Annotated in this window: 14 protein-coding genes and 2 pseudogenes; 15 read left to right on the forward strand and 1 reads right to left on the reverse strand. The window is 36.4% G+C overall.

All coding sequences use genetic code 11. From position 1 onward, the window contains the following. Nucleotides 1–205 precede the first annotated feature (205 nt). From GOM48_RS05010 to GOM48_RS05035, 6 genes and pseudogenes are all read left to right on the forward strand, one after another. Complete coding sequence (locus GOM48_RS05010; protein WP_235096300.1) at nt 206–697, forward strand: phosphoribosylanthranilate isomerase; 492 nt, start codon at nt 206–208, stop codon at nt 695–697. A gap of 175 nt (nt 698–872) precedes the next feature. Then, on the forward strand, nt 873–2,612 hold the full coding sequence (locus GOM48_RS05015; RefSeq protein ID WP_235096301.1) for a glycoside hydrolase family 13 protein: 1,740 nt from the start codon (nt 873–875) through the stop codon (nt 2,610–2,612). Nucleotides 2,613–2,768: 156 nt separating this feature from the next. Further along, a pseudogene (locus GOM48_RS05020) lies at nt 2,769–2,993 on the forward strand (hypothetical protein); the annotation flags it as partial. Nucleotides 2,994–3,005: 12 nt separating this feature from the next. Beyond that, the gene (locus GOM48_RS05025) at nt 3,006–3,560 is read left to right on the forward strand and encodes a DUF6892 domain-containing protein (RefSeq protein WP_235096303.1); all 555 of its coding nucleotides are present in this window, start codon (nt 3,006–3,008) and stop codon (nt 3,558–3,560) included. A 69-nt stretch (nt 3,561–3,629) separates the two neighbouring features. Continuing rightward, on the forward strand, nt 3,630–3,956 hold the full coding sequence (locus GOM48_RS05030; protein ID WP_235096304.1) for a hypothetical protein: 327 nt from the start codon (nt 3,630–3,632) through the stop codon (nt 3,954–3,956). A gap of 273 nt (nt 3,957–4,229) precedes the next feature. Continuing rightward, nucleotides 4,230–5,384 (forward strand): hypothetical protein, encoded by a 1,155-nt coding sequence (locus GOM48_RS05035; protein WP_235096305.1) that lies wholly within the window; start codon nt 4,230–4,232, stop codon nt 5,382–5,384. 8 nt (nt 5,385–5,392) lie between these two features. Here the strand turns inward: GOM48_RS05035 and GOM48_RS05040 are convergent, their stop codons facing one another. After that, on the reverse strand, nt 5,393–6,415 hold the full coding sequence (locus GOM48_RS05040) for a hypothetical protein (RefSeq protein WP_235096306.1): 1,023 nt from the start codon (nt 6,413–6,415) through the stop codon (nt 5,393–5,395). A 168-nt stretch (nt 6,416–6,583) separates the two neighbouring features. Here GOM48_RS05040 and GOM48_RS05045 point away from each other — a divergent pair, with 168 nt between their 5' ends. From GOM48_RS05045 to GOM48_RS05085, 9 genes and pseudogenes are all read left to right on the forward strand, one after another. Beyond that, nucleotides 6,584–7,078: a YfbM family protein gene (locus GOM48_RS05045; RefSeq protein ID WP_235096307.1), complete on the forward strand. Its 495-nt coding sequence runs from the start codon at nt 6,584–6,586 to the stop codon at nt 7,076–7,078. 48 nt (nt 7,079–7,126) lie between these two features. Then, nucleotides 7,127–7,855: a HEAT repeat domain-containing protein gene (locus tag GOM48_RS05050; protein WP_235096308.1), complete on the forward strand. Its 729-nt coding sequence runs from the start codon at nt 7,127–7,129 to the stop codon at nt 7,853–7,855. 370 nt (nt 7,856–8,225) lie between these two features. Further along, nucleotides 8,226–9,077 (forward strand): CbrC family protein, encoded by an 852-nt coding sequence (locus GOM48_RS05055; protein ID WP_235096309.1) that lies wholly within the window; start codon nt 8,226–8,228, stop codon nt 9,075–9,077. 49 nt (nt 9,078–9,126) lie between these two features. Continuing rightward, nucleotides 9,127–9,584, forward strand: a pseudogene (locus tag GOM48_RS05060) (hypothetical protein). A 28-nt stretch (nt 9,585–9,612) separates the two neighbouring features. Continuing rightward, nucleotides 9,613–10,173 (forward strand): hypothetical protein, encoded by a 561-nt coding sequence (locus tag GOM48_RS05065; RefSeq protein ID WP_235096311.1) that lies wholly within the window; start codon nt 9,613–9,615, stop codon nt 10,171–10,173. Between the two features lie 6 nt (nt 10,174–10,179). Further along, entirely contained in the window at nt 10,180–10,677 is a 498-nt protein-coding gene (locus tag GOM48_RS05070) for a hypothetical protein (RefSeq protein WP_235096312.1), read from the forward strand. A 107-nt stretch (nt 10,678–10,784) separates the two neighbouring features. After that, nucleotides 10,785–11,231, forward strand: coding sequence for a hypothetical protein (locus GOM48_RS05075; protein ID WP_235096313.1), 447 nt, complete (start codon nt 10,785–10,787; stop codon nt 11,229–11,231). Nucleotides 11,232–11,244: 13 nt separating this feature from the next. Beyond that, nucleotides 11,245–12,264 carry a hypothetical protein gene (locus GOM48_RS05080; protein ID WP_235096314.1) on the forward strand — a complete coding sequence of 340 codons (1,020 nt, stop codon included), beginning with the start codon at nt 11,245–11,247 and terminating at the stop codon, nt 12,262–12,264. A 105-nt stretch (nt 12,265–12,369) separates the two neighbouring features. Continuing rightward, nucleotides 12,370–12,681 (forward strand): hypothetical protein, encoded by a 312-nt coding sequence (locus GOM48_RS05085; protein WP_235096315.1) that lies wholly within the window; start codon nt 12,370–12,372, stop codon nt 12,679–12,681. The last annotated feature ends 357 nt before the right edge of the window (nt 12,682–13,038 follow it).

Below are 13,038 nucleotides of genomic sequence, written 5' to 3' on the forward strand. Positions count from 1 at the left end.
CTCTGGTTCTATAATTGCAAAAAATAATGTCGAATCAGCAAATCTTTTATATTTGCTGATTTTTAACTATCAAGGCAAGCGATTCATCTTTTTACTTAGATTCTATGACTTGTTTTTCGAATTGAGATTATTGAAGATTTTTAATATAATAAAGTAGAAATAACGAACATTTAGATGAAATTAGCATTTGAGGTTTAGAGTAAACATGAGTCTCTTATTTGAAGAATTTAAAACCACTTGTTTCCATTTAAACCAAGTCGGAATCACACCGACGCTTATGGGGTCTTTGGGGTTTGAATACCGTTCAAATGAAGATTGGAAGCCGTCTGATATTGACATTCATGTGCCTGGCGATCCAAGAGGATGGGAAGCGCCTGATCATCTCAGGATTTATGACTGGGACAAGATAATGAAAGTTATGAACCACTTGGGCTACACTTTAATAGATATTCATGAGCATGAATTCCAAAAAGATGGCTTGAGTGTTGAATTTGGAAGTATCGATTCCTTACCTGATTTTGCAGGAGTTTCGGAATCGGATATAGAGCTTATTCATCTTGAGAACATCACTTTTCGTGTTCCAAGTCTGGAACAGTATCTAAGTATTTACAAAGCATCTTCTCAAGACTCCTATCGAAACAATCAAAATAGCAATAAAGATTTTAAGAAGATTGAATGGCTGGAAAGACATTTGTAAATCATCATTTAAAAAGTAGTAAGTTGTGAGATTTACTGCTTTTTTATTTTCATAAACAAACTATTGGAAAATACAAACGAGCCTTGCAAATAAAATTTTAAAGTAGTATACTAGAATCACGGTTGTGAAAACGTTTGCGTTATAAGTGAATTAAAGTAAATTAGGAGACAAAACAATGGAATTAACAGCCATTTACCATAGACCAGAGTCGGAGTATGCTTATCTTTATAAGGATAAGACAATGCACATTCGTATCCGGACTAAGAAAGATGATATTGAAAGCATCAACTTACATTATGGTGATCCTTTTATCTTTATAGAGGATCGTTATGAAGCAATCAAGGAGATGAGGAAACTTACCTCCGATGCTTTGTTTGATTACTGGCAAGTGGAGGTTACAGTTGGCTATGCACGACTCCAGTATCTCTTTGAACTCAAGGATAAGCAAGGGCAGAGTATCTTGTATGGCGATAAGGGATGTGTTGAAAACACGCTCGAAAATCTTCATTACGAGGGGAATGGCTTTAAAATTCCGTATATCCATGAGATTGATGCTTGCCATGTTCCTGACTGGGTAGCAGAGACGGTATGGTACCAGATTTTCCCAGAACGCTTTGCCAATGGCAATCCTGCTCTTTCGCCAGAAGGGGCGCTAGCTTGGGATTCGTCTATCAAACCAAAGACGAGCGATTTCTTTGGTGGTGATTTGCAGGGCATTATTGACCATCTGGATTACTTGCAAGATTTGGGTATTACAGGACTTTATCTCTGTCCGATTTTTGAATCCCCAAGCAATCACAAGTACAATACGACGGACTATTTCGAAATTGACTGTCATTTTGGAGACAAGAAAACCTTCCGTCAACTGGTGGATCAAGCCCATCAGAGAGGCATGAAAATCATGCTGGACGCTGTTTTCAACCATATCGGAGATCAATCTCCACAGTGGCAGGATGTTCTCAAACATGGTGAAGATTCTATTTATAAAGACTGGTTCCATATTCAAGACTTTCCAGTCGTTAAAGAAAATCTTGTTAATAAAAGAGAACTATCCTACCACACCTTTGCCTTTGAGAGCTATATGCCTAAGCTCAATACGGCCAATCCTCAAGTGAGAGACTATTTGTTAAAGGTTGCGACATACTGGATTGAAGAGTTTGATATTGATGCTTGGCGTCTGGATGTGGCGAATGAAGTCGACCATCAATTTTGGCGAGATTTCCGTAAGGCTGTCTTGGCTAAAAAGCCTGATCTTTATATTCTTGGTGAAGTTTGGCACACTTCTCAGCCTTGGCTAAATGGTGATGAGTTCCACGCAGTTATGAACTATCCTCTCTCTGAGAGTATCAAGGATTATTTCTTGCGTGGGGTTAAGAAGACCAGTCAATTCATCGATGAGATCAATAACCAGTCGATGTACTATAGACAGCAGATTTCGGAAGTGATGTTTAATCTTCTGGATTCGCATGATACAGAGCGCATTTTGGCAACTGCCAAGGGAGATAGCCAACTTGTTAAGTCTGCCCTAGCCTGCCTCTTTTTACAAAGGGGAACATCGTGTTTCTACTATGGAACCGAGCTAGAATTAGACGGAGGGCCAGATCCAGATTGTCGTCGCGTTATGCCTTGGGAACGTGTTTCCGACAGCAATGAGATGCTTAATTTCATGAAGAAATTGATTCAGCTTCGTAAGGATGCTTCAGGCATTATCCAACATGGAACCTATAGTCTGCAAGAAATCAAGCCTGATGTAGTGTCTCTGGAATGGAATCATGATGGGCAAAATCTTCGAGCAATTTTTAACCAATCAACTGAAACCTATCTTGTAGATCGTAATTCTGTAGCACTAGCCAGTCATTGCCAAGAATTGGAGCAGCAACTGGTTATTTTGCCAAAAGGATTTGTCATTCAATAAAAGATATGATTAAAAAGACTGTAATGATGGGGGACCATTCGTTTCAGTCTTTTTTCTATTTATGTAGTATAATAAAGGAAATACCAGAGGCAAACCCTTAGAAAAAAGAGAACGATGAACCATCTAGTCCAATCTTTAAAAGAAAAGATCACTGACCAAACGTCCATGGTTCGACAAGTTCCTAATGACGATGAAGAATTTTATCAAATCCATTTAGATATTTTCTATAAGCCGACTAGTGAGAATGCAGAGTTTAGAGAGTCTATATGGGACGAAGATCCTAATGAGAATATCTTTGACTATATTCGAAACTCTGAGGACTTTGCCGATGCTAAAGACAAGGAATACCTCAAAGTAAAAATTTATTTAGATGAAACTTAGTAAGGAGAAATCATGTTTAATTTTTTTAAGCGAAAAAGAAACAAGCGGTTCAATCAGGAGTCACATGACAAGGCTAAAGAAAATCAGACTGTTTCTGAAAAGAAACTTGATTTAGAAAATGATGAAGCAAAAGTGGATTCTGAAGAAATCCTGTATTTTGATCATTTGAACTTTAAATTGGCCGTCATTCAGGTCTTAATGTACGATTTACAAGTATTGAAACCATCCTTTGATATATATACTTTTGCTGATCAATACAGTGAAGAAGAGATTGATACTGAAAGCATGGAAGTTATAAGGCCTGCTCTTGAGTATTTTGAAGCATTATCTATTCCTAAGAAATATGCTGAAGAGGTCAAAGAAATTTACATGGATGGTGGAAATGAGATTTATATGAATATCATTCCGCAATGGGATGGAGAAGATGGAACATTTGATTTAAATGAGCTCAGTTTATCCGAACTGCAACAATTTCCAAACTTGAAAGAATCAACTATTTTAAGCAGCAATTTTGATAGCGTGAAAGAAATCTTCGATGCGGCTGGTATTGAAGTCGAGCTATTATAATTTTAGTTATCAAGTCAATTCATGTTAAAACAATAATTGGGTCACGCTTTAAAAGGAGTATGAAAATCAATGGATGCCAACACACTTAGAGTTGTGAAAATAGATAAAGAAGCACTTTATGAATTTATCTATGAAAACTTTATAGCACAGCAGGAAGAATTGTTAGACATATCCAAATCTGAAGTGATGAATAATTTTGCAATAGATTGGGAAAAAGGGGAGTTTCTATTTACTGCGCATAGACAGGAAAACATGGCTGAAGAATTGATTTCCTTACCAGAAGGACTAAATGCGGAAACATTACTGGAAAACTTGCCTGTTACAACTGATTCTGTACTTAAACCAAATCGAATCTATAAAGATTATTCATTTGAGGATTTGAGCAAATTTATTTGATGAGAGTATTTTATATCGCAGAGGTTGTAGATGCTAGAGTGCGGTGAGTTACAGTTAATTACAAGAGAAAAGTGTGAAAAAATACAATTCAAATCTGAGTTTACTCAATCTAGTGTAACTTACTCGAATTTAAATAGTCAAACTAATGTTGAAGAAGTGAAGAATTTATTATTCACTCATACTATCATTAGAAGGAAGCAAGTCAAAGAATTCAACTTATAAAAGTCCCTTTATCGTAGAGAATATTGATTAGATAGCAAGGAAGAGGAAAAAATGAAACTATTTAAAAAAATTTCCTATCTATTTATTATTATAGTTGGCGCCCTTCTACTAAGTGCCTGTGCTTCGCATAAAGAGGACAAAGAGCGACTGGTTCGATATCTCAATAAGGTCTATGGAGAAAATACTTATGAGATGAAAGAAGATCCCAGGCATCCCTATTATTGGTTTGTGACATTGAAGGATTATCCAAATATTCCCTTTACTTGTAGTGTGTCCCATGATTGGCTAGCAATGGGATCACCTTTTATTCATTCTGATTTTGAAGAAACATTCTGCACAAGAGCTCTTGCGGAATATAAGGAAAATCATAATCTAGGTGATGATGTCCTTTCCTATCTGCATCCTGTAAATTTTGTCTATTCTACAGAAGTAACAAATTTAGATCAGCTAAAAGAATCCTATGACAAGATGTTGGACTTTATCAACTATACTAGCCTGAAGTATCCTATTTTAGCTGAAACTGATTGTTTCGGGGTACGAATGGATATCAGTGGTATTCGATTAAAGAGCTCGAGGAGGAATCTTGATGGTTCAAACGATACCAGTATTTATCGACAAGTTTGCAACGCAGAAAATGGGAAATTAAACATAAGACTTTTTGAGGAAATTCGTCAAGAATTGGAGCCCCAACTACGAACACACCCTGAGAATTCAAAGGGATTTGTATTTGTAGTAAACACGACCTCCTTTGTACTTGGAAGCGATACACTCGATGATTGCTTATATAAGCATTTCGAATTATCATCTACCACAGTAGAAGAACTTCAAAAGATCAAGTTGCAACCTGGAGAAAATAGCGAAAGCTATATATTGGCCAAAGACTATAATGATAATAGTCTGGAGTATTATACAAAAGTTACAGTGCAGGTAAAAAATCTAAGTGATAAGGAATGTTCTGTTTTAGATGGAACGTTGATGAAGGCTGTCATCTCTGATCCAGCAAGTATGTATATTGGGGATGTCTATTTTGAATTTGATAAAAGAAAAGAATTAACCGCTGATTTATATGATATGCTTGGAACAAAAAGGCCCTCCACTAGTGAAGAGGAGAGCGACGGAGTTCCCTATAAAAATATAAGAGTTTTATTTAAGATGAAGAGCTATTTCAAAGAGATAGATAGCGTTACCTTATCCTATCAGGAGTAGGGATTTTCTCACTCCCAGATTGTATTCTGAGCTCTTACTCCGTATCGATTGGGAGACTGATCACTATTGAAATTTGCCACAAATTGATAGCTGTTCCATAGTACATAGTCAGCAGTTTGCAGCCTCAGACTGAAGTAGGTGTCCTGTTTTACTTCTTTAGCATCAGCAGGTTTTAGTGAAAAGATATCTGTTAAGTTTCTCGTTTTAAAATCAGTGATTGTGAGTTTGGAGAGGTCTTGGTCGCTGATTTTAACTTGGGATAGTTGCGGGCTGTCTGCTGAGATTTCATAGTATGTGACGACGCAGTTCTCGAGTTTATCAGAATCTTTCCACTTTGGTGTAATGCTCATAAGACCGTAAGATTTACCATCTCGGACTATTTCAAGCAGTTCTCCGTAGTAGAAGTGGTCATTGCGTTTGTTCACAATCTCGCTCTCAGGATTTTTTCCAGTAAAGCTGAACCCCTGGTCCAGTAGTTCTGAAGCCCTTGTTTCTCCGACCACCACATTGGTCTTATCGATTTGTATTCCAAAAGGTTGAGCAGGAAAGCCAGTAATGAAGATGCAAAAAGTAAAGATGAAAGTAGTCAAAAAGACAGCAAAAACAACCGCATTAGATGATGAATAACGGTGATGGTTTTTCCTTGGACGCTTTACTATAAATAACATTAAGTTGATAAGGTTTCTAAACAGAATACTTGCTACAACAATGGCAAATTGAGCCTTTAAACACGTATAAAGGGCTGCTGAAAAATTGTCCATTTTAACATACAGTGCCACTAGAGTGAGGATATTAGCCAGAAGAAAATAGAAAATAAATAGGTTTACTTCCTTTAGAGCGTCCCTATTAGTGATATCTTCATATTCAATATGGTAACGTCCTTGAAAACCTTGCCCAAACTGATACATCCACTTAGGAACTTCTTCGCCGGCGCTAACGGCACTCGCCAGTTTAAAATAGATATAAATCGTACAGACTAAGAATAGGAAAAAAATAAAATAAAAAGTCAAAGCAAATATAAAAAAGCCCATTGCTATTCTCCTTTTTAAACTATAATCCACATTTTGGATACACCTTTATTATAACACTTTATAGGGAAAACATCTGAGGATACAATAAATCAGGCAAAAACTAAACCTGGGCGAAATTGAGCTTATATAAAAATGCCATTCAACATAGAAATTTTGGAGGAAAAACAAATGGGAATGATTGCTAATTATAGATATATCAATGATCAGTATTTACATCAAATGAAAAGTTTTAATGCTGAAGAAGATGATCAATTTGAGATAGTAGAGGAAGAAGAACTTCTACTTGATATAGATAAAATGTGGGATGTTCTTCATTTTGTGCTGACAGGTGTTGGCACTTCAAATCCTAGTGAAAATGATCCTTTGAGCGTTGCTGTTTTGGGTGTGACACCTCTTGAAAATGTTACGGAATATATTGCTTATACAGAAAAAATAAAAGTAGTAGAGATTTGTTCAGCTTTGGAAAACTTTGATATTGAAGAAGCCATGGCGCATTTTAGTATGCAAGCTTGTAAAAATGCTGATCTTTATCCTGATATTTGGGATTATGATGATGAAGAGGAAGAAATTATAGAAGAAATCTGCGAGTATTTCCAAGCAATGAAGGATTTTTACAAGAAGATTTTAGAGCTCAATGGTAATGTCATGGTCACTATTTGTTAAAAGGTTTATCAAACGTTTCTAAAAGAATAAAATAGCTTGAGGCAAAAAATGGATAAAGAAGATTTACAAAAAGCATATCTTGACTTGGAAAAAGAAAGCTTTCCTTCTGGTAAAAGAATCAAATTTGTAGCTAATTTGGGTAGTTCCCAAGAAATCGCATATCATTATGAACTGATTTGCAAAGATTGGAATGAAGGTAGAAACCTGCATTTAGAAGGTAGCTTTGATAAACATGGAAGAGATGGATTAGAGTTTCTATTTGAACAGTTGGATGAAGTTAAAGATGAAAAACAAAGTGTATTGACTGCGTATCTTATAGCGGAAATCCTTTCTAAATCAAAGCATCGAGATTTTTATTGGTCGCTTTGTGACCAATTGATTCCTATTCTCATTTCATTTTTAGATATAAAGAATACTATTCTTCGTCAAAAGGTGGTCATAGCTTTAGGTTGGGTAGGAACAGAAAAAGAAATTGGTCTTTTGACAAGACAAATGTTAGATGATGCAGATGCTCTTTGTCGTGCATGGTCTGCGACAAGTCTCATGCAACTGTCCTTTCATAGAGTAAAAGTAGAAATCATATCAAAAGAAGCAAAGGCCAGTTTTATTCAAGCTATTACCGAAGAAAAAGACCTCTATGCTTGCGGTATGATGATAGAAGCAGCTCAAATATTATTTGGCAAGAGATGGATATCATCTTCTGCAGTAGAAAATATGGACCTTGAAAAAATAGAAAAGGCTCAAAAATCTGCTATTAGATTTCTAAGTAAGCATTAGACACCAATCATATAGAAACATTTGAGAGTTATTTGATAGATAAGTTTCTCCAGCTCTAAAACTACAAAGAAACATATTATCAATATCAGCACCTGAAATGTATGAATGTTGTTGTCATCATTGTTTCTTTCTACATAGTAAGCCTGCAGTACACTGAAACTACAGGCTTTTATCTTTTAAGTGGTATAATAGAAGAAAAACGAGAAGTGTTTTATACATAATGAAACTATTTCAGAACTGGAACTGACTAAACTATTCTTTTTTACCTGTTAGTGAAATTCGACAAGCAGTTTCAGGCTAATAAAGAAAAGAGGTTATTTATGAAATTTACTAACCACCTAAAAATGAAAGTTTAAAATGAGGTAAAAAAATGAAAGAATACCTAACAGAATGGATACGTTTAAAAGAGGATTTCAATCTTCAAGATGGTGACAAATCAAGCGTTTTAGCTCTCTATCAATTTGCAGATAGACTCTCTGAGATTGAGGAGATAGAGGCGAAGAAGGTATTGGTGGATGTGTATCAAAAACTTGGTATGATGGAGAGTGCTTTTAGAGTGTTTTCGAATATCTTTGATAAAGCAGACCGAAAACAACTGAAGAAATTTGCCACTTTACAAGAGTTGAGTAATAATCGTGGGGATGATTTCGCTTTGCCACGTCCACTAACAGTGGTAGAAGAAGCTGAAAGACAGGAATGTTTGAAAGATTTACCGTATTTTCGTTATCATCCTGATCCACTGGCTACAGATGCCTTTGTGGAGGGAGAAGAACAAATCTGTCCTTGCTGTGGTAAAAAATCAAGAGTTTATTATGCTATGCGTCCTTACTGTATAGATGATGTAGACTATCTCTGTCCGATGTGTATCGCAAATGGGGAAGCAGCTAAAAAATTTGATGCAGAATTTGTTCAGGGAGCAGAATGGACTGGAGAGCCAGATGAAGAGAAAAACAATATTCTTTTCTACCAAACACCAGGATACCCAAGCTGGCAGGGAGAATATTGGCTCTCATGCTGTGATGATTACTGTGCCTACTTGGGAACGGTAGGAACTCGGGAGTTGAAAGCAATGGATATTGCTGATGAAGTCTTAGCAGAATACCACGCGCGCGATGAGTTTGCAGATGTAGAAGATTATCTTGTAAAAGATGGTTCCGTTTGTGGCTATCTATTCAGATGTCTTGACTGTAAAAAATATCATCTCTGGGTAGATGCGGATTAGGAAACTAGTGTAAACTGGCCAAGAAATGTTCAAATTATAAGAGAGGATGATGGCATTGGAGAATTTAGAGATTTTTGAGATTGCATCTAAGTATTTTCTAGGACAAATGACTGGGTTCAAAGACTCATTAGCTAGTAAGATCAATCAATTGGATAGTATTGATTGGGTTCATAATAAAGGAAGCGTAAAAACTTGCAAAGCTGATGAAACGGGTCGAAAGATGAGATGTAAGGTTGGATTGGGATATGGTCTAAAAGTCGAATTATCGCTTAATGAGGTTGAGCTGATTTGGGATGAGTTTCAGAAGTTTTTAAAGAAAGCTATTTCGAAAGGATTGAAAGAAATAGAAACAATGAAGAATTAGGAAGATACGAATTTATTGCAAGGACTCCTAAAGGAGATGAAATTGAGTGCAGGATTTACCTAGCTAATGAATGGAATATTCCTCAGATTTCGATTTCAGGCTTTGTTTCTTCTCGCTATAAGAATTGCGATTTTAGCAAGTAATGGAAAAGATGGGTAGAAAAGGTGAGATATGAAGCACTTAGACCGGGACAATATGCAAAAAAGCCTTGAGGCCTTGTATGTTTTGGATGATTATTTAACAGATCCTTCAAAAGACTATTTGAGATTGATACGAAAGAAAGTAACGGACTTCACTAGCCGATACAGCATTGATAACGGTGCTGGGGATTCTTTGGATGTGATTTTTACAGAAGAAGTGGTCTTGATAAAGGGATTTGATCATGAAAATAGTCTCAATCAGTTTGCAGCTGACCAATGGAATCAGAACATTATCGACAGGATTTATGAAGGTATTGATGAAAAATGGCTGAATCTTTTAACTTTAAAAGAAAGAGAAGAAACAACATTTTGTATCTGGTATGATGGTACCATTCATCAAAATAACATTGAGAATAATAATGGTGGAACTTGGTTATTGGGATACACCTTTGATACATACGATAGGTTCAAAGAATTTGTGATAGGATATTATTCTTTTGAATTTGATGATAAGTTGTTGAAAAAACTCTATACTGATGGTAGTCTGTCTGATAGAGAATTAGCAGAACTGGTACATGAATATCGAGGTTAGAAAATAATGGAACTGACGTTAAAAAGCACCCCAGAAAAATACAAAAAAATGGTAGATGAACTCTTGCCTCCGTTATTGGAATTATTACAGAAATTAACCTTTTTGGAAGAAGAGATTTATGAACGCAACAAGGAACTCGATGCTGAAAAAAGGCTACTCAAGATACCTTCACATCAGATCCATCCCGAGTGGAATGAACTGATGGACGAATACCATCAACGCTATCTGGCTCTCCTGGATGGCTGTGTCAGCGAGAAACTCTTATTAAAAGGGGCTAGGAACTCCTATGGCCATCCAAGTGAGTATTCGTATTTACGAGGCGAGAATTTTTCCGTTTGGTTTACCATGCGAAAAAGGGATCTGGCAACGGTCATACTATACTATGAGGAAGCTTTGGAAATGAAACATAAGTTTGTGCTTAGGTTGATAGATGGCAAATGGTTGATTGATGAGAAATTCTATGGTTTTGGTGATGAAAAAACATGGTATGTCGATATGCTCTGAACAAGATCCCTATGTTCCCTTCACCAATAATCACAAATTATCTAGACTGCAATTCCTTGAATTAGAAGATTTTTAATTCGTTCTCCAAGCTTCAGACGAGGTTTTATATGAAAGGCGATATGCGAAAGGATTACCTCTATCGGTATCTACTCTACAGATTTGAAAAAGAAACTTTCAAGAATAGTGCTCTGGAAGGGATTGATCAAGAGGCCAAAGAAAGAATCTGTCGGCAGGCGACAAAGATCACCAGACGGATTAGTGTATTTGTCGGTCTGGTCTACTTGATTCTGTTTTGTTTGATAATTATCTGGCTGAATGCGAATTGCTCCCAAAATCCATTCTTCCGATGGTATCAAGGCTACATAGAATCACTATTTCCATTAATCAATGGTGATTGGGGGAGTAGTTGGATTGAGAAAAAAGGGACGATTTTATGGATTGCTATTAAGGCCTTCCCTATATTTGTTCTTAATGGAATCCCCTTTCTTTTGCTTGTGCTACTGATTGCGAATAGAACTTTAAAAAAGAATATAAAGGCTGAATGTATCAACTAAGGAGAAAATAAAGATGGGCAGAATGATTGCAATCGGATCCCTAGTTTTTCTTGGACTAGCGTTTTTGGGGATTGGACTCGGAATGTATTTCTTCCTCAAAAGGCTGGTAGTGAATGGGAAATCCGTCTTAGATGAGCCAGTAAATGAACAAACTCTTACAGATAAGATGGGGCTTGGCGAACTTCTAGTTTACTTGTCGATGATTGCGATTGTTGGCGTTTTTGTAGTACAAATCATGAGTAGGGGAGGAACTGGTAATGCTATTTTGGCAAGAATTGTGATCCTACCACCGATTATGGCACTTTTTAATGCTAGAAAACGCACGGGCAAAGCGATGATTGCGCTTGTGGTTTCTTTTATGGTGGCATTATTTGTTATGATTGCATACGGTCAGATCGGTTCACCTCCCAAAGCGCCTGAACTAAAGATAGATGATAAGCCAATCACGCTAACACAAACAAGTGTGAGTGACCTTCTAAAAGAAGGTTTTGACATCTACATCAGGGAGAATGACAGCTTTAGTAACGATTATGATGAGGCTCTTTCTTCGGGGAAAATCAAAAAATATCAGGCTGATAAGAGTATTTTTATCGAAAAAGGTTTTCATCGAGATAGTAATGCTGTGTCGTATGCTCCCTATCTTCTTGGAAAAGATGGTTTAATCCTTGGAAGTATTGCATTATATGGAGATGAAATAAAAGAAACTGTCTTAGAGGACTGTAAAATTATCCAGTTTAAGCTGGATGAAGATCGTATCAAAGCAGCAAAATCAAAAGCTATCTCCTATAAGCTGAATGGTGTAGATTTACTGACTAGAATTGAAGAAGGAGCTATGCGAACAACCTTTGGTAATAAATTATGGTCAGTTCCGCCTGCACATCCTGTCGATTTGACCCAACTATGGTATGGTATCCAGTGGAAAAGTCACAGTGACCACCTGTTTTGGAATGAGTATTTCTCCTTAATTCGCTTGGATGAAAACTACCATATGATAGACTTTGAGCTAGTTGGAGAAGTAGCGCGCGATGATTAGTGAAATAAAGACCTACTAAGTTTTTTTGATGTTATTCTATTTGTACTTTGGTCAGGATTAGTATATAATCTACCATAGAGTCATTTACTAACTAGGAGAAGAATCATGGAATTAAAAGATTTTACTGAAAAAGAACAGGACATGATAAAGCAGGGACTGACAACATCTGAAATTAGCGATAAGGAAACCGCTGCGAAAATCCTTGCTCTAGTGCCTCAGGAATGGATCAAACGCATTCCCTTTTTCGTGCGAAAACACGCAACAACTCGGACAATAAAGCGAATTTCTATTGAACATCCACTTCTCTATGCAGTTGCCAAGAGAAGTGGTGAGATTCCTGAGAAGGAAAGAGAAGAATTACGCCAAATCATTACAGATATTTTCCAAGAGAAAATGAATAAGCATAAGATTAAATAATTTTGAGAGGAACTAAAAATTAGTTCCTTTTTTAATCGTTTTCAGTTGATTGGACTTTAACTTTTGGGTGGCAATTTAACTATTCGCGAACAAATTTTAAGAAAATTTAAAAAAAGTACTTTACAAGTTCTTGTAAACATGATATAGTTATAAGGCTTAGAAAATGAGATGATGTTTTCTAGCAAATATAAACCCGAGTAAAAAATGCCTACGGACAGGCAGGGTTGAATGCCGAAGCGTGGTTGAAAAGCCACATTATTGATAGGGTTAAAAGCCTACTTTTATAAGTTGATGTTAGGACGCTTGTCCTAATTCATAAATTTTAGTGTGGTGAAAGCACACGTCATCTTGTGAAAC

Origin of the sequence: Streptococcus oralis (assembly GCF_021497885.1) — a bacterium.
Classification (GTDB): Bacteria; Bacillota; Bacilli; order Lactobacillales; family Streptococcaceae; genus Streptococcus; species Streptococcus oralis_BQ.